General features: G+C 74.0%; 21 protein-coding genes. 9 read left to right on the forward strand and 12 right to left on the reverse strand.

What is annotated here, in order from left to right; translation table 11 throughout:
• Positions 1 to 28 precede the first annotated feature (28 nt).
• Positions 29 to 532 (forward strand): molybdenum cofactor biosysynthesis protein, encoded by a 504-nt coding sequence (locus IE308_RS02290; RefSeq protein WP_190216357.1) that lies wholly within the window; start codon positions 29 to 31, stop codon positions 530 to 532.
• A complete protein-coding gene (locus tag IE308_RS02295; RefSeq protein ID WP_190217422.1) occupies positions 529 to 855 on the forward strand; it encodes a hypothetical protein in 327 nt (108 codons plus the stop codon). The genes IE308_RS02290 and IE308_RS02295 overlap by 4 nt, the downstream gene beginning before the upstream one ends.
• A 57-nt stretch (positions 856 to 912) precedes the next feature.
• Here the strand turns inward: IE308_RS02295 and IE308_RS02300 are convergent, their stop codons facing one another.
• From IE308_RS02300 to IE308_RS02320, 5 genes are all read right to left on the reverse strand, one after another.
• Positions 913 to 1,923, reverse strand: a complete 1,011-nt coding sequence (locus IE308_RS02300) for an MASE1 domain-containing protein (RefSeq protein WP_190216358.1) — start codon at positions 1,921 to 1,923, stop codon at positions 913 to 915.
• 51 nt (positions 1,924 to 1,974) lie between these two features.
• Positions 1,975 to 2,814 (reverse strand): PP2C family protein-serine/threonine phosphatase, encoded by an 840-nt coding sequence (locus tag IE308_RS02305; RefSeq protein WP_190216359.1) that lies wholly within the window; start codon positions 2,812 to 2,814, stop codon positions 1,975 to 1,977.
• 137 nt (positions 2,815 to 2,951) lie between these two features.
• Positions 2,952 to 3,854: a restriction endonuclease gene (locus IE308_RS36735; RefSeq protein WP_229908673.1), complete on the reverse strand. Its 903-nt coding sequence runs from the start codon at positions 3,852 to 3,854 to the stop codon at positions 2,952 to 2,954.
• Between the two features lie 75 nt (positions 3,855 to 3,929).
• Complete coding sequence (locus IE308_RS02315; RefSeq protein ID WP_190216360.1) at positions 3,930 to 4,811, reverse strand: diacylglycerol/lipid kinase family protein; 882 nt, start codon at positions 4,809 to 4,811, stop codon at positions 3,930 to 3,932.
• Between the two features lie 43 nt (positions 4,812 to 4,854).
• Entirely contained in the window at positions 4,855 to 6,453 is a 1,599-nt protein-coding gene (locus IE308_RS02320) for an FAD-binding oxidoreductase (RefSeq protein ID WP_190217334.1), read from the reverse strand.
• An 82-nt stretch (positions 6,454 to 6,535) separates the two neighbouring features.
• On the opposite strand from IE308_RS02320, the gene IE308_RS02325 reads away from it, so the two are divergent.
• From IE308_RS02325 to IE308_RS02335, 3 genes are all read left to right on the forward strand, one after another.
• Positions 6,536 to 7,183, forward strand: coding sequence for a TetR/AcrR family transcriptional regulator (locus IE308_RS02325; RefSeq protein ID WP_190216361.1), 648 nt, complete (start codon positions 6,536 to 6,538; stop codon positions 7,181 to 7,183).
• Positions 7,180 to 8,763 (forward strand): glycerol-3-phosphate dehydrogenase/oxidase, encoded by a 1,584-nt coding sequence (locus IE308_RS02330; protein ID WP_190216362.1) that lies wholly within the window; start codon positions 7,180 to 7,182, stop codon positions 8,761 to 8,763. Before IE308_RS02325 ends, IE308_RS02330 begins: the two co-directional genes overlap by 4 nt.
• 208 nt (positions 8,764 to 8,971) lie before the next feature.
• Positions 8,972 to 12,052, forward strand: a complete 3,081-nt coding sequence (locus IE308_RS02335) for an NPCBM/NEW2 domain-containing protein (RefSeq protein ID WP_190216363.1) — start codon at positions 8,972 to 8,974, stop codon at positions 12,050 to 12,052.
• 67 nt (positions 12,053 to 12,119) lie between these two features.
• Here the strand turns inward: IE308_RS02335 and IE308_RS02340 are convergent, their stop codons facing one another.
• Positions 12,120 to 12,725 carry an NUDIX hydrolase gene (locus IE308_RS02340; RefSeq protein WP_190216364.1) on the reverse strand — a complete coding sequence of 202 codons (606 nt, stop codon included), beginning with the start codon at positions 12,723 to 12,725 and terminating at the stop codon, positions 12,120 to 12,122.
• Positions 12,726 to 12,832: 107 nt separating this feature from the next.
• On the opposite strand from IE308_RS02340, the gene IE308_RS02345 reads away from it, so the two are divergent.
• From IE308_RS02345 to IE308_RS02355, 3 genes are all read left to right on the forward strand, one after another.
• The gene (locus IE308_RS02345; RefSeq protein ID WP_110634908.1) at positions 12,833 to 14,278 is read left to right on the forward strand and encodes a glyceraldehyde-3-phosphate dehydrogenase; all 1,446 of its coding nucleotides are present in this window, start codon (positions 12,833 to 12,835) and stop codon (positions 14,276 to 14,278) included.
• A 156-nt stretch (positions 14,279 to 14,434) separates the two neighbouring features.
• A complete protein-coding gene (locus tag IE308_RS02350; protein ID WP_190216365.1) occupies positions 14,435 to 15,307 on the forward strand; it encodes a trypsin-like serine protease in 873 nt (290 codons plus the stop codon).
• 137 nt (positions 15,308 to 15,444) lie between these two features.
• Positions 15,445 to 15,894, forward strand: a complete 450-nt coding sequence (locus IE308_RS02355; protein ID WP_190216366.1) for a hypothetical protein — start codon at positions 15,445 to 15,447, stop codon at positions 15,892 to 15,894.
• 4 nt (positions 15,895 to 15,898) lie between these two features.
• On the opposite strand, the gene asnB is transcribed toward IE308_RS02355, so the two are convergent.
• The gene (asnB, locus tag IE308_RS02360; RefSeq protein ID WP_190216367.1) at positions 15,899 to 17,740 is read right to left on the reverse strand and encodes an asparagine synthase (glutamine-hydrolyzing); all 1,842 of its coding nucleotides are present in this window, start codon (positions 17,738 to 17,740) and stop codon (positions 15,899 to 15,901) included.
• 230 nt (positions 17,741 to 17,970) lie between these two features.
• Positions 17,971 to 19,650 carry a hypothetical protein gene (locus tag IE308_RS02365; protein ID WP_190216368.1) on the reverse strand — a complete coding sequence of 560 codons (1,680 nt, stop codon included), beginning with the start codon at positions 19,648 to 19,650 and terminating at the stop codon, positions 17,971 to 17,973.
• Between the two features lie 179 nt (positions 19,651 to 19,829).
• On the opposite strand from IE308_RS02365, the gene IE308_RS02370 reads away from it, so the two are divergent.
• Positions 19,830 to 20,483 (forward strand): class I SAM-dependent methyltransferase, encoded by a 654-nt coding sequence (locus IE308_RS02370; protein ID WP_373314410.1) that lies wholly within the window; start codon positions 19,830 to 19,832, stop codon positions 20,481 to 20,483.
• A gap of 3 nt (positions 20,484 to 20,486) precedes the next feature.
• Here the strand turns inward: IE308_RS02370 and IE308_RS02375 are convergent, their stop codons facing one another.
• The 4 genes from IE308_RS02375 to IE308_RS02390 form a co-directional block, all read right to left on the reverse strand.
• On the reverse strand, positions 20,487 to 21,665 hold the full coding sequence (locus IE308_RS02375) for a serine hydrolase domain-containing protein (protein WP_190216370.1): 1,179 nt from the start codon (positions 21,663 to 21,665) through the stop codon (positions 20,487 to 20,489).
• Between the two features lie 154 nt (positions 21,666 to 21,819).
• The gene (locus tag IE308_RS02380; protein ID WP_190216371.1) at positions 21,820 to 22,260 is read right to left on the reverse strand and encodes an Lrp/AsnC family transcriptional regulator; all 441 of its coding nucleotides are present in this window, start codon (positions 22,258 to 22,260) and stop codon (positions 21,820 to 21,822) included.
• Positions 22,261 to 22,270: 10 nt separating this feature from the next.
• Positions 22,271 to 23,620: a transaminase gene (locus IE308_RS02385; RefSeq protein ID WP_190216372.1), complete on the reverse strand. Its 1,350-nt coding sequence runs from the start codon at positions 23,618 to 23,620 to the stop codon at positions 22,271 to 22,273.
• Positions 23,621 to 23,724: 104 nt separating this feature from the next.
• The gene (locus IE308_RS02390) at positions 23,725 to 24,489 is read right to left on the reverse strand and encodes an ANTAR domain-containing protein (RefSeq protein ID WP_190216373.1); all 765 of its coding nucleotides are present in this window, start codon (positions 24,487 to 24,489) and stop codon (positions 23,725 to 23,727) included.
• Positions 24,490 to 24,501: the final 12 nt, after the last annotated feature.

The following is a 24,501-nucleotide window of genomic DNA, read 5'->3' on the forward strand; positions in this document are numbered from 1 at the left end:
CCGGATGTCCGGCATTAGGGTGAACGGCATGACGGAGGTGCAGGTGGTGCAGCTGCTGGTGTCGCCTGCCCATCTGCTGGCGGGGCGGCCCTCGGACGGGCTGCCGTCGGTGCCGGACGAGCGGGTTTCCCGGGTGGCGGTGCGGCGCGGCCTGGGGCTGGTCGGCGACCGGTACTTCGGCCGGCCGGCGCACCGGGACGCGTCGGTCACCCTGATGGCCGCCGAACTCCTCCCGCTGGACATCGCCGCGTCCGTGGACCTGCGGCACACGCGGCGCAACGTGCTGCTGCGCGGGGTCGACGTGGACGGGCTGGTCGGGGCGACGGTCTCGCTGGACTGCGGGGAGGGGCCGGTGGAGTTCGCCGTGAACCGGCCTGCCCGGCCGTGCGCCTGGATGGACGTCACCGTCGGCCCGGGCGCGCAGCGGGCGCTGCGGGGCGGGGGCGGGGTGCGGTGCACGCCGCTGAGCGACGGGGTGCTGGTGGTCGGCCCGGCCGAGTTCCGGGTCGTCGCGGAGAGGGGCGGGGCGTGACCGAGCCGGTGTGGCGGCCCTGGCGGAAGGCGCCGGGCTGGGAGACCGCACTGGACGGGGAAGGGCGACGGGTGTGCGCTGTGTGCCGCTCGGCCGTCCGGTCGTACACGCACCGGCTGTACGCGGCCGGCTCCCGCTGGTTCGAGCGGTGCGTCGGGCTGACCTGGTGTCCCGGTTGCCGCGTCTACGGCGGCACGATGGTGCACGTGCCGCGGGAGCGGGTGCTGGCCGACGCGCTCGCCGGGCTGCCGGCCGCGCAGCGGGAGCGGATCGCCCGGTCGGAGGCCCGGCTGGTGCAGTTCCTCGACCGCCGGGGGACGTGACGGTCGGTGGACGTGACGGTCGGGGGACGTGACCGCCGGGGGTCGGGACGGCGGCTCTCAGCCGAACCGGTCGGGGCCGTCGTCGGCCTGGCCGCGTCCCTGCGGGGCGTCTCCGGCCGTGAGGTGTCCGAGTACCTCGACCAGTTCCTGGCAGGCCAGCTCCACCGAGCGGCGGGTGTTCTGCTGCTCGGTGATGACGGCGGACAGCAGCAGGGCGGTCAGGGCCATGGAGCCGTTGAAGGCCTGGAGCTTGACCATCACCTCGACGTGGGTCAGGCCCCGGAAGGAGCCGGCTCCGTCGGTGGCGGCGATCGTCGCGACGACGGACGTGCACAGGGCGCACAGCATGCTGCCGGCGAGCTGGAAGCGCAGCGCCGCCCAGATCAGCAGCGGATAGACGAGGTACAGCATGCTGAGGGTGCTGTAAGCGGCGAGCGGCACGAGGAAGCACGTGGTCAGGCCGAGGATCAGCGCCTCCGGCCAGCGGGACAGGCGCACCGGCAGCCGGATCCGGTGCAGCAGGATGAGGGTCGGGGTGACGATCAGGACGCCCATGGCGTCGCCCACCCACCAGCCCAGCCAGACGGGCCAGAAATCGTCGGAGGCGATCTTGTCGGTGAGGACGAGGAGGCCCGCGCCCGCGGTCGCGCTGATCAGCATGGCGCCGAGTGCGCCGAGGAACACCAGGGCGAGCCCGTCGCGCAACCGGCTCAGGGAGGGTCGGAAGCCCACGGCGCGCAGCATGAGGAAGGCGCAGACGGGGGCGGCGGTGCTGCCGAAGACGGTGCCGAGCGCGGCGGGCTGGAGGTCGGTGGTGATCGACAGCATGACGAGGAAGACACCGAGGGCGATGCCGGGCCACACGCGCAGCCCGAAGTAGAGCAGGGCGGCGACCGCGACGCCGCTGGGCGGCCAGACGGGGGTGAACACCGCGCCCTCGACGACCAGCTCCCTGACCAGTCCGAGGCGCCCGGCGAGGTAGTAGGCGCCCGCGACGGCCAGCGCCTGGCCCACGAGGACGAGGACGCCCCGCAGGCGCTGATCCCGGCTTGCCTCCACAGCAGCCATCACACACCGGTGGCGCCGGGACGGCGAGGCGAGCGGCCCCGCCGTCCCGCCCTATGGCTGAGAGCGCGGCGCGCGCTGCCCGTCGTGGCCGATGACGAGGACGGCCGCGTCGTCGGCGTGTCCGACGCGCTCGGCGCCCTTGATGACGGCCCCGGCGAGCGCGTCGACGTCGAGGCCGGCCACGGCGGCGACGCCGGCGAGGCGCACCACCTGGTCCAGGCCCTCGTCGAGATGCATCGACGGCCCTTCCACCACGCCGTCGGTGACCAGGACGAAGACCCCGCCGGTGGTGAGGCCGTAGCGGGTGACGGGGTAGCGGGCGCCGGGGACGACCCCGAGTGGCGGCCCGCCGTCGTCTTCGGCGATGCCGGAGCGTCCGTCGGCCGTGGCCCACACGCACGGTATGTGGCCGGCGCGGGCGCTCTCCAGGACGCCGGTGGCCGGGTCGAGGCGCAGGAAGGTGCAGGTGGCGAAGAGGTCGCTGCCCAGGGAGAGCAGCAGTTCGTTGGTGCGGGCGAGGAGGTCGCCGGGTTCGCCGGTGACGGAGGCGAGCGCGCGCAGTCCGGCCCGGACCTGGCCCATGAAGGCGGCGGCCTCGATGTTGTGGCCCTGTACGTCGCCGATGGACAGCCCGATCCGGCCGTCGGGCAGCCGGAAGGCGTCGTACCAGTCGCCGCCGACGCTGAGGCCGTGCGTGGCGGGGGTGTACCGCACGGCCAGGTGGAAGCCGTCGGCGGTGGGCAGGTCCCGGGGAAGCATGCCGCGCTGGAGTGCGATGGCCAGCTCGACCTGCGAGCGCTGCAGCTCGGCACGCTCACGCGCCTGGGCGGTCAGCGCGCCGAGCCTGGCGAGCAGCTCGTCGCCGTCGTCCGGCGGACGCGTGCGGGACATGGATCACTCCGGCAGGACTTGTGCCCGTGGACAGGGCAGGGCCCCGATTTCTGGGCAAAACCCCGGATTATGCTTTGAGAGGATGATAGCCAGGCAAAGGGGCGGACCGACATCCGTGCGCGCGGGGCGCCCTGCCCTCAGTGCCGTTGCGTGGGCCGTTGCGCCTCGTTGAGGATGCGGCCGCGCTCCAGGAAGCGCACCCCGCGCTCGCGCAGCACCCGGTCGACCTCGTGCGGCTTGCGGCCGGAGGAGAGCATCCGGGCGGCCTCGGCGACGAGGTCGGCGGGCAACGGCGCGGACAGCGCGGCCAGGCCGGACGGGCGCGGGGGAACGGCCGGGGAGGAGGGGCGCGCCGGCCAGGCCTCGCTCCGCTTCCCGCGCCGGCCCTTGCGGGTCACCAGCAGATAGCCGCCCACGAGCCAGCAGCCCGTGAAGATGCCGACGAACTTGACGGCGTCCAGGGCGAGCGGCCCGGTGTAGGTCTTCTCGTCGCCGATCGAGCCCAGCGGGGCCAGCAGCAGGGTGACGCCGAACCACACCCGCAGGGCGCGCTGCCAGAAGGGCCGCTCGGGCGGGGCCGAGGCGCGCACCGGGACGGAGGCGGGGGCGGTCCGGGTCGGCGCCTGGGCCGAGGGCTGCGCGACGGCCCGGCGCTGGACACGCCGGGCGACGTCGTTGGCCGGGGTCATCGCGCCGTCGAGGCCGTACCTGAACAGGGCGATGTCCCATTCCGCCGCATAGGTGAGGGCGGACTGGGTGTAGTCGCTGCCGGTGAAGAAGATCAGCTGGGCGGTGGAGCCCCGGGGCCGGGCGCCGACGAAGCGCTGCAGTTCGGGGCGTCCGACCTGGGCGGCCTGGTACTTCACCTGCCCGAGCGCGCCCCGCGCCCGTACGTCCACGCCCGCGTCGGGGCCGCCGGGCCGCGCGGTGGCGTCGGCGTACCCCCAGTACCGCATCCAGCGGGCCGCGTTGTGCTCGGCCCGCTGCCATGACGAGATCTGCGTCGGCTGCGGCACAGCCCTGTCCGTCGCACCGCTCATGTGGTCCCTCCCCTGCCCCGGTGGCCGGATCATGGTACGGCGCGTCGGCAGTGCTCCCACCAGGCGGTACGGCGTTCAGCACAGCACGCTGAGGGCTCCCGGCAGGACCCTGGCCGTGACCGGCAGGGTGGCGTCGACCTCGCCGTCGGCGCCGTAGGGCAGGGGGCGGTCGGCCTCGATGCGGATCTCCTTGGCGCGCAGGACGCGCACCTGCGGCCGGCGCACATGGGCGCCGGTGCCCAGCTCGTTCATGAGGGAGAAGAACAGCCGCCGGGGCGCGTGGGCGATCAGCACGATGTCGAGGAGGCCGTCGTCGACGCGCGCGTCGGGGGCGACGAGGCGGCCGGAGCCGTAGTAGCCGGAGTTGGCGGCGACCACGGTGTAGCCGTGGTGGAGATGCTCCTCGCCGTCGAGGGTGAGCCGGTAGCGCGCCGGGCGCCAGGTGGTGACGGCGCGCAGGCCGCCGAGGTAGTAGGAGGCGGCGCCGCGCAGCAGGCGGGCGTTGTTGGCGTGGAGGTTGGCGAGGGCGTCGACGCCGGCGTAGACGCTGCCGAGGACGGCGGTGCGGTCGTGGACGGCGGAGGTGACCTCGATGGTGTCGACGGGGCGCGGCTCGGCGTGCAGGAGGACGCCGGCCAGCGCCTCCGGTTCGGCGGGCAGGTTCAGGGCCCGGGCGAAGTCGTTGCCGCGTCCGGCGGGGACGAGGCCGAGCGGTACGCCGGTGCCGCTGAGGGCGCCGCCGATCGCGCCGGCCATGCCGTCGCCGCCGACGGCGAGCACCACCCGGCCCTGCTCCCCGGCGTCGCGGGCCAGCTGCCGGGCGTGGTCGAGGCTGCGGCTGTAGGCGGTCTCCAGCCCGGCGCCGGCCTCGCGCAGCAGCCGGGCCACGCCGAGCAGCGCGGCGGCGCCGGCGGACGCCCCCGAGGTGGGGTTGACGACGGCGGTGAACTGTCGCATGGGTGCTGCCTTTCGGGACCGGGACGGGGAGGAGGGGTGCGGCTCAGTCGGCGGGGAGCAGGACGCCGGGGTTGAGCAGCCCGGCCGGGTCCAGGCGGCGCTTGACCGCGTGCAGGGCGGCGACGCCGAGGTCCCCGGCCTCGCGCAGGTACCAGTCGCGGTGGTCGGTGCCCACGCCGTGATGGTGGCTGATGGTGCCGCCGGCGGCCAGGATCGCCTCGTTGGCGGCGTGCTTGGCGCGCGTCCAGTGGGCGAGGGGGTCCTCGCCCTGGGCGGAGACGACGGTGAAGTACAGCGAGGCGCCGTTCTCGTAGACGTGGGAGATGTGGCACATCACCAGGGGCGGGGTGCCGGCCTCGGTGAGGGTGCCGGTCAGCGCGTCGCGCACGGCGGCGTACAGCCCGGGCACGCGGGACCAGAAGGTCGCGGTCTCCAGGGTCTCGGCGAACGCGCCGGCGTCCAGCAGGGAGTCACGCAGGTACGGCGCCGAGTACCGTCCTTCGGCCCAGCGCTGTCCGGGTGCGTCGCCGAGCGGGGTGCCGCCGCTCGCGGCCAGCACGGCGGCCGCCTGCTCGCGGCGCAGCGCGGTGTCCTCCTCGGTGCCCTCGAAGCCGACGACGGCCAGGCAGCCGGCGTCCTGCCCGCCGTCGAGGGCGGAGCCGATGGCGTCGGGCTGGGCGAGGCCGATCAGGGTCTCGGTCTCGTCGGACAGGCGCAGCACGGTGGGCCGGGGGCCGTCCTGGGCGATGCGGCGCAGGGCGGCGGCGCCCGTGTCGAAGTCGGCGAAGCGCCAGCCCTCGTAGCGGCGGGCCTGCGGGCGGGGGCGGATGCGGACGGTCACGGAGGTGATGACGCCGAAGGCGCCCTCGGAGCCGAGGACGAGCTGGCGCAGGTCGGGTCCGGCCGCCGAGCGCGGGGCGCGTCCGGTGTCGAGGGTGCCCTCGGGGGTGGCGAGGGTGAGGCCGAGGACCATCTCGTCGAAGCGGCCGTAGCCCGCCGAGGCCTGTCCGCTGGAGCGGGTGGCGGCGAAGCCGCCGAGGGTGGCCCACTCGTAGGACTGCGGGAAGTGGCCGAGGGTGAAGCCGTGCCCGGCGAGGAGTTCCTCGGCCTCGGGGGCGCGCAGGCCCGGTTGCAGGGTGGCGGTGCGGGAGACCGGGTCGAGGTCGAGGAGCCGGTTCATGCGGCGCAGGTCGAGCGCGACGAAGGGCCGCTTGCCGGCCGGGGCGAGGCCGCCGACGACGGAGGTGCCGCCGCCGAACGGGACGAGGGCGAGGCCGTGGTCGGCGCAGGCGCGCAGGACGGCGAGGACGTCGTCGTGGTCCGCGGGCAGGACGACGGCCTCGGGGAGGTCGTCGACGTCGCCGTGGCGGATGCGCAGCAGGTCGGGGGTGGACTTGCCGCGGGTGTGCCGGACGCGGGTCTCGGCGTCGGTGCGGACGTGTTCCGTGCCGTGGACGGCGGTGGCCAGGGCCTGGTGGGCAGCGGCGTCGAGCCGGGGCTCGGGGACCGGCAGCTGCTCCAGGGCGAGCGGGGCGGTGGTGCGCGGGGTGACGCCGAGCCAGTCGCGCAGCAGTCCGGTCACCGTCTCGGGCAGCGGGGCGGCCTTGGCGGGGTCGCCCCAGCCGTTCCACAGCATGTCCATGGTCGTCGTCCTCACGGGTCGGTCCGAGGGTTTCCGTCCTGCGCGGCGTGTCCGCTCCGGCAGGGGCGTTACACTGTGACACATGACGCCTATTCGTCACAAGGACGCGGACAGCGGCGAGGACCAGGGCCCCGAGGGCGGGCCGGAGAAGGGCACGGCGAACGACCGGGTGCTAGACGCGGTGCGCGACTGCGTGCTCGCGGTCGGCGTGCGCCGCACGACCATGACCGACGTGGCCCGGCGCGCGGGCGTCTCCCGGATGACGCTGTACCGGCGCTGGCCCGATGTGCGGTCCCTGGTCGGCGATCTGATGACCCGTGAGTGGATCGCGGTCGCCACCGGGGCGATGCCCGCGCGCCGGCCGGATCTCGACGCCCGGACCCTGATCGTCGACGGGCTGGTGGCGGGCGTGGAGGCCTTCCGCGCCCATCCCCTCTTCCGGAAGATCGTCGACGTCGATCCCGAGCTGCTGCTGCCGTACGTCCTGGACCGCCGCGGGGCGAGCCAGGAGGCCCTGCTCGGGCTGCTGGCCGAGGCCATCGAGGCCGGCCACGCCGACGGGTCGGTGCGCGCCGGGCACACCGCCCGGCAGGCCCGCGCCCTGCTGCTGGTCGTGCAGTCCTTCACCCTGTCCCTGCGGACCATGACCGACGAGGACGACGCCGAGCTGACCGGCGCGGCCTTCCTCGGCGAGCTGCGGTCCCTTCTCGAGAGGACCCTCGCCCCATGAGCCCCCACTCCCCCGAGGCGGTGCCGGGATCCTCGCTGTCCGCGGCGCGCCGCACCCGCGAACTGGCCGACACGGTCGGCGGCCCGCCCGTGGACGTGCTGGTCGTCGGCCTGGGCGCGACGGGCGCCGGGGCCGCGCTGGACGCGGCGGCCCGCGGGATGACGGTCGCCGCGATCGACGCGCACGACCTCGCCTTCGGCACCTCCCGCTGGAGCTCCAAGCTGATCCACGGCGGCCTGCGCTACCTCGCCTCGGGGCAGCTCGACGTGGCCCATGAGAGCGCCGTCGAGCGGGGTGTGCTGATGGAGCGCACGGCACCCCATCTGGTGCACGCGCAGCCGTTCGTGCTGCCGCTGACCCCGCTGGTCTCCCGTCCGCAGGCGGCGCTGGCCTGGGCGGGGTTCCGGGCCGGTGACACGCTGCGGCTGGCGGCCCGTACGGCCCGGGCGACGCTGCCCGCGCCGCGCCGGCTGTCCGCCGTGGAGACCCGGCACCTGGCCCCTGCGCTGCGCGCGCAGGGGGTGCGCGGCGGGCTGCTGTCCTGGGACGGCCGGCTCAGCGACGACGCCCGCCTGGTGACCGCGCTCGCCCGGACCGCCGCCGCGCGCGGCGCGCGGATCCTGACCCGGGTGCGCGCCCTGGAGCTGACCGGCACCGGTGCGCGCGTGCGGGACGAACTGACCGGCGAGGAGGGCGAGATCCGCGCCCGCGCGGTCGTCAACGCCACCGGCGTGTGGGCGGGCGCCCTGGTCGACGGCATCCGCATCCGCCCCTCGCGCGGCACCCACCTGGTGCTGCGCGCCGACCGCCTCGGCCCGCTGCCCGCGGGGCTGCACATCCCGATCCCGGGCGAGACCAACCGGTTCGTGCTGGTCCTGCCGCAGGGCGACGGCCGGGTGTACGTCGGCCTGACCGACGAACCCGTTGACGGTCCCGTCCCCGACGTCCCGGAGGTGCCGGAGACGGACATCGGCTTCCTGCTGGACGTGCTCGGCTCGGTGCTGGACGAGCCGGTGGGCCGCGGGGACGTCGTCGGGGCGTTCGCTGGCCTGCGCCCGCTGCTGGACACGGCTCCGGACGGACCGGCCGGCGCGCCGCCGCGGACATCCGACATCTCACGCCGACACGCCGTGCTGACCTCGGCGGACGGGGTCGTCACCGTGGTCGGCGGCAAGCTGACGACGTACCGGCGCATGGCCGAGGACGCCGTCGACGCCGCGGTGGCCGCCCGCTCCCTCACCGCCGGCCCCTCCCCCACGGCGCGGCTGCCGCTGGTGGGCGCCGCCTCGCCGCGCACGCTCGGCGCGCTGCGGGCACCGCGCCGGCTGGTCCGCCGCTACGGCACCGAGGCGGCCGCCGTCCACGCGCTCGCCCTGCGGGACCCCGCGCTCGCCGCCCCCTTGCTGGCGGGCCACCCCGCCACGGGCGCCGAGGTGCTGTGGGCGCTGCGGCACGAGGGGGCACTCGACGCGTCCGACGTGCTCGACCGGCGGACGCGGATCGGCCTGGTGCCCGAGGACCGGGCCGCCGCGCTGGACGCCGTACAGGCGCTGGTCGAAGGGGCGCGGGTCACGCGTTAGGGACCGTCGGAACCCGGCAGGGCGTGCCCTGCCGGGTTCTGTCATGTCGGTACGCCCTCTGGCGCGGTGCGCGAAGCGTGCGCTATACCTCCCTCCGCGTGATTGTTTCTGCGTGATTCGCGCCCCGAACACGCAGATTCCGTCACCGCGTTCGCGGCACCGGGTCGGCTGGACCGGCCCTGCCGGCCGACTCTGCGAAGGGATCGCGATGACCGCTCCACCCCGCAGACCCGGGGCCCGCCGCCGAAGAGGCGTGGTCCTGGCCGCCGTAGCCCTCTTCGCCGTGCTGGGCACCGCGGGTGCCGCCCCGCCCCCGGCGGAGGCGGCGGCCGCGGCGGACACCCCGACCGTCATCGGCGCCGTCACCGGCTTCTCCGCCTCGGGTGCCGGCTTCACGCTCACGGCGGGCCCCGCCAAGGCCCGCGTCGACTTCGTCTCCCCCGGCGCCTTCCGGCTCCGGGTGGCGCCCGACGGCACGTTCACCGACCCCGTCGGCGACGACATCGTGCTCCCGCAGGGCACACCGCCGGCCACCCGGTGGGCGGACCGCGGCGACCGCTACGAGCTGTCGACGAGTCAGCTGACCCTGCGCGCCTACAAGTCGCCCCTTCGCTTCGCCCTGTACCGGGCCGACGGCACCCGGCTGTGGGAGGAGGCCAAGGGCATCAGCTGGACCGGCACGGCCACCACCCAGACCCTCGCCCGCGGCGCGACCGAACAGTTCTACGGACTCGGCGAGCAGAACGGCAGCGGCAACACCTCGCACCGCGGCAGGACCCTCCAGGTGGGCGTCGACTACAACTGGAACGAGGGCGGTCACCCCAACTCGGTGCCGTTCTACCTGTCGTCGGCGGGCTACGGCGTCTACCGCAACACCTACGCCCCCGGCACGTACGCCTTCACCGACCCGGTCACCACCACCGAGCAGGAGAAACGGTTCGACGCGTACTACGTCGCCGGTTCCTCCGCCAAGGACGTCATCGGCGGGTACACGAAGCTGACCGGCCGGCCCATGCTGCCGCCGGTCTACGGCCTGGAGATCGGCGACTCCGACTGCTACCTGCACAACGCCAACCGCGGTGAACGGCATACCCTGGACGCGCTCAAGGTGGCCGACGAGTACGTCGAGCACGACATGCCGCTCGGCTGGATGCTCGTCAACGACGGCTACGGCTGCGGGTACGAGGACCTCGCCGAGACCGCGCAGGGGCTCAACGCCCGCAAGATGCAGATGGGCCTGTGGACCGAGGACGGCCTGGACAAGCTCGCCGACCAGGTGCGGGCCGGGCAGCGGGTCGCGAAGCTGGACGTGGCCTGGGTGGGCGACGGCTACAAGTTCGCCCTGGACGGCTGCAAGGCCGCCTACCGGGGCATCGAGGACAACAGCGACGCCCGCGGCTTCACCTGGGCGCCGGAGAGCTGGGCCGGGGCGCAGCGCTGCGGGGTGCAGTGGAGCGGCGACCAGTCCGGCAGCTGGGACTACATCCGCTGGCAGATCCCGACGTACGCGGGCGCCACGATGTCGGGGCTCGCGTACACCACGGGTGACGTGGACGGCATCTTCGGTGGCAGCCCCAAGACCTACGTGCGGGATCTGCAGTGGAAGGCGTTCCTGCCGGCGGTGATGACCATGGACGGCTGGGCCGCCAGCGACAAACAGCCCTTCCGGTACGGGGAGCCGTACACGAGCATCAACCGCAAGTACCTGAAGCTGAAGGAAGCCCTGCTGCCGTACATGTACACGTACGCGGCGCAGGCGCACCGCACCGGCGTCGGGCCCGTCCGGCCGCTGGCGCTGGAGTACCCGGACGACCCGGTGGCCGCGACCGACGCGGCGAAGTACGAGTTTCTGAGCGGGGAGGACTTCCTGGTCGCGCCCGTCTACCGGGACACGGCCACCCGGGACGGCATCTACCTGCCGAAGGGCACCTGGGTCGACTACTGGTCAGGGCGGATCTACCAGGGCCCCACCACGGTGAACGGCTACCAGGCCCCGCTGGACACCCTGCCGCTGTTCGTGCGGGCCGGGGCGGTCGTGCCGATGTGGCCCGGCATCACCTCCTACCGGGACCGCACCGCCGACTCCCCGCTCGCCTGGGACGTCTACCCGCAGGGCCGCGGCTCCTTCACGCTGTACGAGGACGACGGCGTGACCCGGCAGCACCGCCAGGGCCGGTACGCCGAGCAGCCGGTGACCGTGGCGGCGCCGGCCGGCGGGGCGGGCGCGGTGCGCCTGGACGTCGGCGCGAGCACCGGCTCCTTCACGGGCAAGCAGACCGCGCGGCCGTACCGGTTCACCGTGCACACCGGGTCCGCGCCCGCGCGGGTGCTGCTGGACGGCCGTACCCTGGCCCGGCACGCCTCGAAGGCGGCCTTCGACGCGGCGGCCGAGGGCTGGTGGTACGACCCGGCGGACCGGGCGGGCGTGGCGCAGGTCAAGACGCGGGCACTGAGCACGTCCCGCGCGTTCCGGGTCGATCTGGAGGGCGCGAGCGCCGTGGGCGGGAAGGTGCCCGGCGCGGCCGGCACACTCTCGGTGGCGCCCGAAGCGGAGATGAGCGCGGATGCCGGGGCGAAGGTGGCGGTGGACTTCACCGCCGGTGCGGCCGGTGCGGACGCCACGGAGATCGCGCTGGACGCGCCCGAGGCCTGGTCCGTCCCGGCCGCGCGGACGGCCGGCCGGGTGGAGCCGGGCCGGACGGCGCACACCGAGTTCACCGTGACCCCGCCGGAGGGCGCCGGGGCCGGGGAGGCGGTGCTCACCGCGACCGCCCGGTACCGCGCGGCGGGCGAGGAGAAGGTGACCACGCAGCGGTTCGCGGTCCGTACGATGCCGAGGCCGCCGTCGGCGGACAGCTGGGCGAGCGATCTGCCGTGGCTGAGCGCGTCCAACGGCTGGGGACCGGCCGAGCGCGACCGCAGCAACGGCGAGTCGGGCGCCGCCGACGGCCACCCGCTCACCCTGAACGGCACGACGTACGCCAAGGGCATCGGCGCCCACGCCGACTCCGCCATCGAGTTCTGGCTCGGCGGCCGGTGCTCGGCGTTCACCGCGACCGTCGGCGTGGACGACGAGATCGCCGGCTACGGCGGGGTGTCCTTCTCGGTGGTGGCGGACGGCCGCAGCCTGTGGTCCTCGCCGACCGTCACCGGGAAGTCTGACCCTGTGGCCGTGGACGTGCCGCTCGCCGGGGCGCGCCACGTCCACCTGGTGGTGAAGGACACGGACGGCACGAAGTCCGGCGACCACGCCGACTGGGCGCAGGCCCTGTTCCACTGCGGCGGCTGACCGCCCGCGAGACCCGTCCCTTCCCCGGGGCGGGTCTCGCCGCGCGCCGCGGGCTATCCGCCGCGGGCTATCCGGCGCGGGTGTGCGCGAGCTTGCGGGTGAAGCGGTGCAGGTGCGGGTCCAGGGTGTCCAGGGGTTCGGCGAGGATCTGCCGCGGGGTCGCCCAGCGGATCGCCGCGAACTCCTCCCGGTCGTAGGCGGTGACGCTGCCCGCCTCGGCCCGCAGGACGTACCAGAGCGACACGTCGGTGTGCGCGCCCTGCCCCCGGGTCCGGGTGACGGTCAGGAAGAGGGGCCGCCTGCCGGTGCGGGGCAGGGCCCGCGCCGGGATCCCCAGCTCCTCCCGGCACTCCCGCACGACCGTGGACCACGGGTCCTCGCCCGGCTCCACATGCCCGCCGGGCGGCAGCCACAGGCCCGCCTTGCGGTGGTCGACCAGCAGCAGCTCACCGCGTTCGTCGTCCAGCACCACGAAGTAGCTCACCAGGTGCACCGGGGGCACGTCGGGCGGAGCGAGCCGGTGCAGCCGCGCACCGCTGGTGATCCACTCGGTCGCGGTCCGCAGGTGCGTCCGCTCCAGGTCGTCCCAGGGGTCGATGCCCTCGACGAGCGTGAGCAACTCGCCGCGCAGGGACTCCTCCTGGGGGCCGGACAGGCCGTTGCGGGATGGCATGCGCGCATCCTGGCACGCCCCCGCCTCCGCTGTAACCGGGGTGGAGCCGAGGGGCCGGAGGCGAGGGTTTATCATATGAGCGCCGTCTAGCTCGAAAGATGACTTCTGTGACTGTCAACGAGGACTCGTTCACCAACTGGAAGAACCGCGAGGAGATCGCGGAGTCGATGATCCCGATCATCGGGAAGCTGCACCGGGAGCGGGACGTCACCGTCCTCCTCCACAGCCGCTCCTTGGTGAACAAGTCGGTGGTCAGCATCCTGAAGACCCACCGGTTCGCCCGGCAGATCGCCGGCGAGGAGCTCTCGGTCACCGAGACGCTGCCGTTCCTGAAGGCGCTCACCACGCTGGACCTCGGCCCCTCCCAGATCGACATCGGCATGCTCGCGGCCACCTACAAGGCCGACGACCGGGGCCTGACGATCGAGCAGTTCACCGCGGAGGCCGTCGCCGGCGCCTGCGGCGCGGACAAGATCGACCGTGCCGAGGGCCGTGACGTCGTCCTGTACGGCTTCGGCCGCATCGGCCGGCTCGTCGCCCGCCTGCTGATCGAGAAGTCCGGCTCCGGCAACGGCCTGCGGCTGCGCGCCATCGTCGTGCGCGGAGGCGGCGAGCAGGACCTGGTCAAGCGCGCCTCGCTGCTGCGCCGGGACTCCATCCACGGCCAGTTCCAGGGCACGATCACCGTCGACGAGGACAACAGCACCATCGTCGCCAACGGCAACGCCATCAAGGTGATCTACGCCGACGACCCGACCTCGGTCGACTACACCGCGTACGGCATCAAGAACGCCATCCTCATCGACAACACCGGCAAGTGGCGCGACCGCGAGGGCCTGTCCAAGCACCTGCGCCCCGGCGTCGACAAGGTCGTGCTGACCGCGCCCGGCAAGGGCGACGTCCCGAACATCGTGCACGGCGTCAACCACGACACCCTCAAGCCGGACGAGCGGATCCTGTCCTGCGCGTCCTGCACCACCAACGCGATCGTGCCGCCGCTGAAGGCGATGGACGACGAGTTCGGCGTGGTGCGCGGCCACGTGGAGACCGTGCACTCCTTCACCAACGACCAGAACCTGCTGGACAACTACCACAAGGCCGACCGCCGGGGCCGCAGCGCGCCGCTGAACATGGTGATCACCGAGACCGGTGCCGCCTCCGCCGTGGCCAAGGCGCTGCCCGACCTGAAGGCGAAGATCACCGGCAGCTCGATCCGGGTGCCGGTGCCGGACGTCTCGATCGCGATCCTCAACCTCCAGCTGTCCCGCGAGACCGACCGCCAGGAGGTCCTGGACTACCTGCGCGAGGTGTCCCTGACCTCGCCGCTCAAGCGCCAGATCGACTTCACCACGGCGCCCGACGCGGTCTCCAGCGACTTCATCGGCTCGCGCCACGCCTCGATCGTCGACGCCGGCGCCACCAAGGTGGAGGGCGACAACGCCATCCTCTACCTCTGGTACGACAACGAGTTCGGCTACTCCTGCCAGGTCGTCCGCGTCGTCCAGCACATCTCGGGCGTCGAGTACCCGACGTACCCGGCCCCGGCGGCCTGACGCACCCCGCCTGCGCGACCCCCGGGAGCCCCTGTGGCTCCCGGGGGTTTCCCCTATGCCCCGCCGCCCGCTCTTGTGGCCGGGCGGGCCCGGACGCTTCAATTCCCCCACCCCCGCAGGAGAACGCCCGTCCCACACCCGTCGAAGGGGTTCTTCTTGACTGCCCTACGCGCCACCGCCGTCACCGCAGCGGCCTGCGCCGCCGTGCTCGCCACCGCGCTGCCGTCCTCGGCGATCAACTCGTACAACGCCACGCCCGCGCCCGAACGCACCGAGGTCGGCGCGCTCGTGGCCACCTGGGACAACGACGGGGATCCGGCGACCCCGGACCGCGTCGACTGGGTCTGCTCCGGCACGATGATCGACAGGGACACCTTCCTGACCGCGGCCCACTGCACCACGGACTGGCCGGACAACGTGCGCTTCTACGTCTCCCTCGACCAGGACGTGCAGGCCGGGCTGGACGCCGCCGCGAAGAAGTACCCGGGCGATCCGGCCGCGCAGGCCCGTGCCGTCGCCGTCGAGGGCACCGCGCACAGCCACCCCGACTACCCGGGCCCCTCCTCGGACCCGCACGACATCTCGGTGATCGAGCTGCCCGCCAAGCAGGTCGCGGCCCGCTGGACCTTCACCCCGGCCACCCTGCCGGCCGCCAACCAGCTCGGCGCCCTCGGGCCGCGGCAGCTGAACTCCACGGACTGGTTCGTCGCCGGGTACGGCACCCAGGAGGCCGTCAACGGCCCCGGCGGGCAGACCCACCCGGGCGGCGGTGTCCGGATGAAGGCGCCGGTCACCTTCGACGCCCTCAACGACGCGTGGGTCCGGCTGGCCATGACCGCGCCGCAGGGCAACGGCGGCGCCTGCTACGGCGACTCCGGCGGCCCGAACTTCGCGGTGATCGGCGGCCGGAACGTCCTCGCGGCCACGACCATCACCGGCGACGGCCCCTGCTACGCCACCAACGTGTCCTACCGGCTGGACACCCCGGCGGCGCGGGCCTTCCTGTCGCCCTTCGTGAAGCTGCCGTAGCCGCCGCGGGGCCGGGCGCACGGCAGCGCCCGGCCCTGTGGGGTGCCGTGCGGGCGTGCGGTGCCGTTCGAGTGGTGCCGGACACGAGGCGGTCGTAGGTTCAATAGCAGCACGACCGCAGCCGCCGGGGAGCAGACATGCGCGCACACACGGTCAGAACGGCCCTCGCCCTCGGTGCGCTCGCCTCGCTCATGGCGGCGACCGCACCCGTCTCCGCGAGCGCCGGCGAGCAGAGCCGGCCGGCCGGACCGCCGCCCGTCCTCGTGGACTGCCTCTGGCACGCGCAGGTGCGCCCGGCGGACTTCGTCCTCGCCTGCGGGGACGGCAACAGCCGCCTGGTGTCGCTGCACTGGTCGCGCTGGGACGCGCGGGCGGCGGTCGGCGAGGGCGTCAACATGGTCAACGACTGCAAGCCGTACTGCGCGGCGGGCCGCTTCCACGGCTACCGCGTCGCCGTACGCCTCGACAAACCGGTGACGTGGAAGAAGCAGCCGAGGCTGCGGCAGTACACCCGGATGACGCTCACCTTCAGGGACGCCCGGCCCGAGCGGCTGCCGCAGTCGGTCACCTACCCGCTGTGGAGCTGAGCGGTCAGTCGAGGACCAGCTCGGGCCGGTAGAGGTCGAGCCAGACGGCGAGGTCGAGGGCCCGCTCCAGGCTGCGCCGGGCCGCCTGGGTGCGCACCGGTCCGCCGGGGCTCGCGGCGCGGCGCAGGCGCTCGCGGTCCACCAGGTCGAAGACGGGGTGGGCGGGGCGGGCGAGCAGGTCCTGCACCTGGTCCTGGAGGGCCGTCGCGTAGGCGGGGTCCTGGGTGGAGGGGTAGGGGCTCTTGACGCGGTCGTAGACGGAGCGCGGCAGCAGGTCGGCGGTCGCCTCGCGCAGCAGGCTCTTCTCGCGGCCGTCGAAGGACTTCAGCGCCCAGGGCGTGTTGTAGACGTACTCGACGAGCCGGTGGTCGCAGAACGGCACGCGGACCTCCAGGCCGACGGCCATGCTGGCGCGGTCCTTCCGGTCGAGCAGGATGCGGACGAAACGGGTCAGGTGGACGTGGCTCATGCGCCGCATCCGGTACTCCAGGTCGCTCTCCCCGTCCAGCCGCTCCACCGCGGCGGCGGCCGTGCGCCAGCCGTCGGCGGTGTAGGCGGGCAGGTCGAGGGCGCGGGTCAGCTCGGGGCGCAGGACGCCGGCGTCCTCGCCGAAGTGCCGCGCGAACCGCACCAGCCAGGGGAAGGTGTCGGCGGTGCGGGCCTCCTCGTCGAAGAACTGCAGGTAGCCGCCGAAGACCTCGTCGGCGGACTCGCCGGACAGGGCGACGGTGGAGTGCTCGCGGATGGCGCGGAAGAGCAGGTAGAGGGAGGTGTCCATGTCGCCGAAGCCGGTGGGCAGGTCGCGGGCCCGGATGACCTTCTCACGGACGCCCGGGTCGGCGAGTGCCTGGGCGTCGAGCACGATGTCCTGGTGGGCGGTGCCGGCGGTGCGGACCACGTCGTGCACGAACGGTGTGTCGGGGGTGCCGCGCAGCTCGTCGGCGACGAAGTGGTCGGCCTGGCCGGCGAAGTCGACGGCGAAGCTGCGCACCTTCTCGCCCTGCTCGGCCAGCTGCCGGGCGGCCAGCGCGGTCATCGCGGAGGAGTCGAGGCCGCCGGAGAGCAGGGTGCAGCGCGGCACGTCGGCGACGAGCTGCCGGCGGACGATGTCCTCCAGCAGCGAGCGGACGGTGGCGATCGTGGTGGCGCGGTCGTCGGTGTGGGCGCGGGTCTCCAGCCGCCAGTAGACGCGGGTGCGCACTCCGGTGCGGTCGACGGTGACGACGGTGCCGGGTTCGACCTCGCGCAGGCCGTCCCAGACGGCGTGGCCCGGCGTCTTGACCAGGGCGAAGACCTCGCGCAGCCCGTCCAGGCGGACGCGGGGGCGGGCGAGCGGGTTGGCGAGGACGGCCTTGGGTTCGGAGCCGAAGAGGACGCCGTCGTCGGTCGGGGCGTAGTAGAGGGGCTTGATGCCCATGCGGTCGCGGACCAGCAGCAGTGTGTCGGTGCGGGCGTCCCAGAGGGCGAAGGCGTACATGCCGTTGAGCCGCTCGGGCAGGGCCTCGCCCCATTCGAGGTAGCCGCGCAGGACGACCTCGGTGTCGGAGCGGGTGGTGAACCGGTGGCCGCGGTCGGTGAGTTCGCGGCGCAGCTCGGTGAAGTTGTAGGTCTCCCCCGAGTAGACGAGGACGACCGGGCCGTCGGGAGTGTCCACCGTCATCGGCTGGCGTCCGCCGGGCAGGTCGATGATGGCCAGCCTGCGGTGGCCGAGCGCGGCCGGGCCCTCGGCCCAGATGCCGCTGTCGTCCGGGCCGCGGCAGGCCATCGTCCCGGTCATCGCGTGCAGCGTCGCGTCCTCGGCGCGCAGCTCACGGTCGAACGACACCCAGCCGGTGATGCCGCACATACGGGGCCTCCTGACAGTTGTATGTGACATCTATGTGTCGACCGTGCTCCTCCCCGGCTGGTCGGGTCAACGCGTTCGTAACATGTGCGACCTTGCAAAGGGAGCACTTTCGGCCGCGTTTTACCTGGTGATCACCGTGCGCGGCAGGCGGCGCCGGGCGGACCGCAATGAAATCCGGCCATATGCAAAGTCTTGGCCAACGGGCCGCTGGGCGGGGCCGCCGACCTGGTTCAGTCCCCGGTGCCGCAGCAGCCGCCCACGGGCGCGGACGTCTCCAGGCGGCAGAAGCAGGACGACGTGACCGGTACGTCGGCCAGGGCGGTCGCCACCTTCAGCTGCTGGGCGACGAGCTGCGCCTCGCCCGTCCGTCCGAGGCGCACCAGGCACTCGTGCAGGCCGTGCAGCGCCCATACGTTGCCCGGGTGCTGGAGCGGACGCGGCAGCGTGCCGTCGAGGCCCAGGTCGGCGCGGTAGACCGCCTCGGCCTCCGCGACGCGGCCCTGCTCCAGCAGGAGGGCGCCCAGCGCGTGCCGGGTGGGCTGCATCCAGCCCCAGGGCTCGTCGTAGGGCAGGGAGTCGTCCAGTTCGACGGAGCGGGCGAGCGCGGCGAAGGCGGCGTCGTACGCGCCCTTGCGGTACTCCAGCTCCCCGTCGAGCATCGCGGAGGCGATCGCCAGGATGTCCGCGCAGGTGTTGTTGAACAGCATGCGGGTCTCCGGGACCCGGTCGGCCGCGGCGCGGAACAGCCGCCGCTCCTCCTCCGCCTCGGCGATCCGGCCGGTCGCGGAGAGCGCCACGCCCCGGGCGTAGTGCAGCATCGCGGTCGTCACGCAGTACAGCTCCCGGTCGGCGGGCGGCGGCAGGCGCAGGACGTCGTCCCAGCGGCCGAAGCGGATCAGCACGTGCACCCGCATGGCGAGGAACGCCTCCAGCCAGTCGGCCATGGGCGGGCTCTGCACCCGCAGCAGCTCCTCCGGGACGCACTCCTCCAGCGCGGCCGCGGCCTCCAGGGCGACGCGGGACGCCCCGAGGAACAGGGCGCCGTAGATCCGGAAGTGGTGGTTGTGCGCCCGGTACAGGGTGTAGAAGTTCATCGCCCCGGACCGGGCGAGGTACTTGGTGTCGGCGGCGATCGCGGCGGTGTTGTCGGAGACGACACGGCGGTAGTCGCCGCAGAGCACCTCCAGGTGCGAGGGCATGTGCAGCAGGTGGCCGGCGTCGGGGACCAGGCCGCGCAGCCGGTCGGCGACGGCCAGCGCGGCCTCCGGGGCCGGGGACATCTCCATCAGGTGGATGTAGAGGTGGACGACGCCGGGGTGCCGCGGGCCCGCCTCGCCGGCCAGCACCCGGTCGAGGACCGCCTTGGCCTCCAGGGTGCGGGCGCCCTCGGCGGACTCGCCGGTGCGCAGGTCCCACAGCTGCCAGGGGGTGAGGTTCATCAGCGCGTCGGCGTACAGCGCGGCGATGTCCGGGTCGTCGGGCGCGAGCGCGTGGACGGCGCGCATCCGGTCGGCGTACGGCTCGTTCCACACCGAGCAGTCCTCGGCGGGCACGGCCTGCGGGTAGCGGGCGCGCAGCGCCTCGATCAGGGCGCGCTCGACGGGGGTGGCGTGCGCGGCCGCCGCGTGGGCGCGTTCGACGGCGGCGTGGGTGCGGTCGACGGTGCGGGCCAGGTCCCGCTCGTCGAAGAACTCCCAGGGCTTGTTGTAGTTCGGGCCGAGCGCGTAGGCGAGGCCCCAGTGGGCCATGGCGCAGTCCGGGTCGGCCGCGGCGGCGGCCTCGAAGCAGGCGACGGCCTCCTCGTGGTGGAAGGCGTACGTCCACACCAGTCCGCGGTCGAACCAGGTCTGGGCCTCGGGGGACGAGGTCGTCACCGGGCGGGTGTGGGTGCCGAGGTCGTAGTAGTCCATGCGTCCCTCCTGGCCGCTGTGCCGTCTGCCCCCTTAACGCGCGGGCGGCCCGGGGGGTGTCCCGTCCGCGGGTGCTGCGGTGGAGCCGTGCGGTGCGGCACCGTTGTGGGCCGCCGCGCCGGATGCGAGGATGCGCAGCCGCCGTATGTCGCCGGAAGGCACCGACGAGAGGGAGCATCGTGAGCGAACCCGGTCACCGGCCGTCCGCCGCCGTGGTGTTCGACGCGCTGGGCACGGAGTACGAGAAGGCGTTCGCGGGCTCCGCGGCGCATCGGGCGTCGCTGCAGTGGCTGCTGGGCCGGCTGGCGCCGCGCAGCAGGGTGCTGGACGTGGGCAGCGGGACCGGGCGGCCGACCGCCGCGACGCTGGCCGCGGCGGGGCACCGGGTGCTGGGGGTGGACGTCTCCCCCGTCATGGTGGACATCGCCTCCCGGCAGGTCCCCGCGGCGGAGTTCCGCTGCGCGGACGTCCGGCGGATGCCTCTCGACGACGGGGCCTTCGACGCGGTGTGCGTGTACTTCTCGCTGCTGCAGATGTCCCGCGCCGAGCAGGCGGAGCTGGTGCGCGCGCTCGCCGGGGCGGTCCGGCCGGGCGGCAGCATGGTGCTGGCGACGGTCCCGCTGGACGTGGAGGGCGTCGACGCCGTCTTCATGGGACAGCCGGTACGGGTGACCAGCTTCGGGGCGGCGGAGTTCACCGCGCTGGCCGAGGCGGCGGGGCTGGGCGTGGTGGCCCGGCACAGCGCGGAGTTCACGCCCGCGCACCCCGACGCCGTACCCGAGCCGCATCTGTTCCTGTACTGCGAGCGCGGGGTGGCGCGGGGTGCGGGGTGAGGGTCAGGGGCGGCCGCGCAGGAGGGCGCAGACGAAGTCCTCCTGGACGGCGCGCATCAGGGTCAGCTGCTGCGGCCGGCCGGCGTTGATCTGCGTGGTGACCGAGAAGGTCAGGGAGCGGCGGCCGTCGGGCGTGGCGGCGATCAGCTGCGTGTAGCCCGCGGTGTTGCCGGTGTGCCCGAGGACGGTGCCGCAGCGGGTCTCGTACCGGAAGAGCGCCAGGCCGGCCGAGTTGCGGCCGGGGCCGGGCGGCTGGGACTCGCCGGGGATCCAGCGCCGCTGCTCGCGCTGGACGGCGTCGCCGAACAGCGCTCCGCCGACGTAGCCGCGGATGAAGCGGGTCAGGTCGGCGGGCGTGGAGACGATGCCGCCGGACGCCCACGCGCCGGAGGCGCTGATCAGCTCGCTGACGTCCTCGGGCGGCGAGACGGTGACGTCGTAGCCGTGCAGGTAGGGCCGGGGCAGGCGGTAGCCCTGCGGGAGGCTGGTGTCGCGCAGGCCGAGCGGGCGGTAGACCAGTTCGGCGAGCAGCCGCTCGTACGGGGTGCCGGTGACGGCCTCGGCCATCAGGGCGACGGCGATGTTGTCGGAGTTGGAGTAGTGGTAGCGGCTGCCGGGCGGGAAGAGCAGGGGCTGGTCGGCGACGTAGTCGAGCAGGTGCCGGGAGTCGAAGTGGTGGCGCGGGTCGGCGATCACTTCGGCGATGAAGTCGGGGTCTTCGCTGTAGTCGGGCAGTCCGCTGGTGTGGTTCAGCAGCTGGCGCAGGGTGACGGCGCCCCAGGCCGCGGGCAGCTGGGGCAGCCGCCGTCGCAGGGTGTCGTCGAGGCGGAGGACTCCGCGGTCGACGAGGCTGAGGGCAACGGCGCCGCTGAAGGCCTTGGCCGTGCTCGCGATGCGCATGTGGTCGCCGGGCCGGGGCGGACGGCCGGTGGCGAGGTCGGCGACGCCGGCCCGGACCACGCGGGTGTGCCCGTCGGACTGGAGGACGGCGATCGCCCCGGGCGGACCGCCCGGTGCGCGGACGAGCTGTTCGAGCCGCTGCTCCAGGGCTCGGTCCTGGCCGTCGTGGTCGGGACCGGGCGTGGCGGCACCGGCCGGGAAGGCGGGCAGCAGCGCGGCGAGACAGAGCGCGGCGACGGCGAGCGCGCGCAGCCGGCGCGGGGGTGCGGGGAGCGGGGGCATGCAGCCTCCTGGGGACGGTGTAGGAGCGGGTCCTCGGCCAGCATCGGGCCGCGGGCCCGCACCCGCCGGGTGGCGCTGCTGCATCCGGCCCAATGGGGCGCGATGGCTCGTCGGCGGTCGGAGCGCGGACGCACCCGCCGCGCCCCCGCTGCCCTCAGCCCACGTCCCACAGGAAGCGATGGGTGTGGATGGCGAAGTACGGGAAGGGCTGGACCTGCCGGACCCCTTCGAGGGGGCGTACGGCGTCGTTGACGAAGTCGAGCAGGTCCTTCGGGCCGGGGGTGACGACCTCGGCGAACAGGTCGAAGCCGCCCGAGGTCAGCACCGAGTAGACGACCTCGGGACGTTCGGCGAGGGCGTCGGCGACGGGGCGCGGGTCGCCGTCGACGGTGATGCCCAGCAGGGCCATCGCCTGGCCGCCCATCGCCATCGGGTCGGTGACGCCGACGACCTGGACCTTCTTGGTGTCCAGCAGCCGTTGCAGGCGTTGCCGGGCGGCGGATGCGGACAGGCCGACCTTCGGGCCGAGGTCGGCGTAGGCGATGCGGCCGTCGGTCTGCAGTTCGCGCAGGATGGCGCGGTCGATCTCGTCCACGGAGTCCCTCTCAGCCCAGCAGTTCGGTCAGGGCGGCGGCGAACAGCCCGGTGTGCGTGTCGACGTCCTGCTCGGTGGTGTCCGGGCACATCAGGGCCATGTTGTGGAAGGGGGTGAGCAGGATGCCCCGGTTGGCCAGGTACAGGTGGAGGTAGTCCTCCAGCTCGGGGTCGGAGGCGGCGGCCGACTCGCTGCCGGTGCGCGGGGCAGGACCGGTGAAGCGGTACTCGGTGCGCGCGCCGAGCCGGCTCACCGACCAGGGCAGGCCGTGGGCGTCGATTCCGGCGCGGACACCGGCCTCGAAGCGTTCGGAGAGCTTGCTCATCCGCGCGAACGCCTCGTCGGTCAGGACGTGTTCGAGGGTGGCGCGCATCGCGGCGACGGACAGGGCGTTGCCCGCGAGGGTGCCGCCGACGCCGCCCATGTCGACCAGGTCGAGGTCGGGCCGGCCGAGGAGGCGGGCGGCCAGATCGGCGGAGAGCCCGTAGGCGCCGGCCGGGATACCGCCGCCGATGGCCTTGCCGACGGTGACGACGTCGGGTTCCAGGTCCCAGGCTGCGGTGCAGCCGCCGGGCCCGGCGGAGAGCGTGTGCGTCTCGTCGTTGATGAGCAGGGTGCCGTACCGCCGGGTGAGGGCGCGGACGCCGGCGAGATAGCCGGGCTCCGGCAGCACGATGCCGATGTTGGTGAGGGCGGGTTCCATCAGGACCGCGGCGACGTCGCCGTGGGCGAGTTCCCGCTCCAGCTGCTCCAGGTCGTTGAACTCGGCGACGCGGCTGGTGAGGGTGACGTCGCAGGGCGCGCCGACGTTGCCGGGGCGGGCGGTGCCGCGGCCGTCCGGGCCGACGACGATGAGGGACTCGTCGACGCTGCCGTGGTAGCAGTAGCTGTTGACGAGGATCTTCGGGCGGCCGGTCGCCGCGCGGGCGAGGCGGATCGCCCAGCGGTTGGCGTCGGTCGCGGTGAGCGCGAAGCTCCAGTGGGTCGGCCCGAAGCGGCGGGTCAGCTCGGCGCCCACCCAGGCGGCGTCCTCGGTGGGCAGCATGGCGGTCGCGCCGCCGAGTTCGGCGAACCTCCGCTGCACCGCCTCGGTGACGGGCGCGGGCGAGTGACCGGCCATGGCGCCGGTGTCGCCGAGGCAGAAGTCGATGTACTCGTGGCCGTCGATGTCGGTGACCCGGGCGCCACGGGCGGTGGCCAGGTAGCGCGGGAAGGCGCCGGCGGTCTTGTTCATCCAGGTCATCGGCACCCGCCCGAAGAGGTTCCCGGCCCCTTCGTAGGCGGCCCGTGAGCGCGGGTTGCGGCGCTCGGCCTCGGCGCTCTCGCGGGCCAGGAGCCGGTGCAGACGGGTGCGGTCCATGGGTACCCCAGGGAAGACGGCGGAAGTGGAATCCCCGGAGCGTACGGCTGATTCCACTGCGACAGCAAGCCCTCGCAACGGAATCGATCGTCGTGACGCGTGATTCAGGCGTCCACGTCGCTGGTGACCACGGACCGGCCGACCGCGGGCGGCACGGTCTCCCGCGCCGGTTCCAGCCGGGCCACGGCGGCCGCCAGCTGCTGCTGGACCGTCTCGTCGAGCGGGGCGCCCCGCACAGCGGTGACCAGGTCGCGGGCGAGGTGGTGGAGCTTGGTGTTGGTGTTCTGGGAGGCCATCACCAGCACCGTCCACGCGTCGTCGGCGCTCAGGCGGAAGGTGGCCATGAGGATGCCGCGGGCCAGGTCGATGGTGGGCCGGGTCTGCATGGCCCGGCGCAGCTGGACCAGTTCGACGACCAGGTCCTGTACGGCCGACGCGTCGGACTCCTCCTCCTGCTCCTCCTCGTCGCCGTCGCCGCCCGCGAACAGGGCGCGGGTTCCGGACAGCTCCAGCAGGCGCTCCGCGGCGGGGCCGGTCTCGCGCACGGCGACGGTCTTGCCCTCCTGCAGGGCGCGTTCCCGCAGGGCGAGCAGGATGTTCAGCGCGGAGCAGTCGCAGAATCCGACGCCGGCCAGGTCCAGGTCGACACCGCGCACCGAGCGCGCGAGCGCGGCGCGCAGCTCGTGCTGCAACTCCCGGCCGGCGTCGAGGTCCAGCTCGCCGCGCACCACGACGAGCACCCGGTCACCGTCCGGGCGGGTCTCGATCACCGGCGGCGCCGGCGCACGGGGCACCGACAAGCGGCTCGACGCCGCACCCACGGTCGAGTCCCCCTCGGGGGACTGCGCCTGATAGCCGGGTTCCGGCATGACCGCCTCCGG

The organism is Streptomyces griseosporeus, from assembly GCF_014656055.1.
Lineage (GTDB): Bacteria > Actinomycetota > Actinomycetes > Streptomycetales > Streptomycetaceae > Streptomyces > Streptomyces griseosporeus.

Excerpts from the sequence above, each read along its gene's own strand:
- IE308_RS02290 (WP_190216357.1), top strand. The coding sequence starts at position 29 with ATGACGGAGGTGCAGGTGGTGCAGCTGCTGGTGTCGCCTGCCCATCTG.
- IE308_RS02300 (WP_190216358.1), bottom strand. The coding sequence starts at position 1,923 with ATGGCTGCTGTGGAGGCAAGCCGGGATCAGCGCCTGCGGGGCGTCCTC.
- IE308_RS02305 (WP_190216359.1), bottom strand. The coding sequence starts at position 2,814 with ATGTCCCGCACGCGTCCGCCGGACGACGGCGACGAGCTGCTCGCCAGG.
- IE308_RS36735 (WP_229908673.1), bottom strand. The coding sequence starts at position 3,854 with ATGAGCGGTGCGACGGACAGGGCTGTGCCGCAGCCGACGCAGATCTCG.
- IE308_RS02315 (WP_190216360.1), bottom strand. The coding sequence starts at position 4,811 with ATGCGACAGTTCACCGCCGTCGTCAACCCCACCTCGGGGGCGTCCGCC.
- IE308_RS02320 (WP_190217334.1), bottom strand. The coding sequence starts at position 6,453 with ATGGACATGCTGTGGAACGGCTGGGGCGACCCCGCCAAGGCCGCCCCG.
- IE308_RS02325 (WP_190216361.1), top strand. The coding sequence starts at position 6,536 with ATGACGCCTATTCGTCACAAGGACGCGGACAGCGGCGAGGACCAGGGC.
- IE308_RS02330 (WP_190216362.1), top strand. The coding sequence starts at position 7,180 with ATGAGCCCCCACTCCCCCGAGGCGGTGCCGGGATCCTCGCTGTCCGCG.
- IE308_RS02335 (WP_190216363.1), top strand. The coding sequence starts at position 8,972 with ATGACCGCTCCACCCCGCAGACCCGGGGCCCGCCGCCGAAGAGGCGTG.
- IE308_RS02340 (WP_190216364.1), bottom strand. The coding sequence starts at position 12,725 with ATGCCATCCCGCAACGGCCTGTCCGGCCCCCAGGAGGAGTCCCTGCGC.
- IE308_RS02355 (WP_190216366.1), top strand. The coding sequence starts at position 15,445 with ATGCGCGCACACACGGTCAGAACGGCCCTCGCCCTCGGTGCGCTCGCC.
- asnB (WP_190216367.1), bottom strand. The coding sequence starts at position 17,740 with ATGTGCGGCATCACCGGCTGGGTGTCGTTCGACCGTGAGCTGCGCGCC.
- IE308_RS02365 (WP_190216368.1), bottom strand. The coding sequence starts at position 19,650 with ATGGACTACTACGACCTCGGCACCCACACCCGCCCGGTGACGACCTCG.
- IE308_RS02375 (WP_190216370.1), bottom strand. The coding sequence starts at position 21,665 with ATGCCCCCGCTCCCCGCACCCCCGCGCCGGCTGCGCGCGCTCGCCGTC.
- IE308_RS02385 (WP_190216372.1), bottom strand. The coding sequence starts at position 23,620 with ATGGACCGCACCCGTCTGCACCGGCTCCTGGCCCGCGAGAGCGCCGAG.
- IE308_RS02390 (WP_190216373.1), bottom strand. The coding sequence starts at position 24,489 with ATGCCGGAACCCGGCTATCAGGCGCAGTCCCCCGAGGGGGACTCGACC.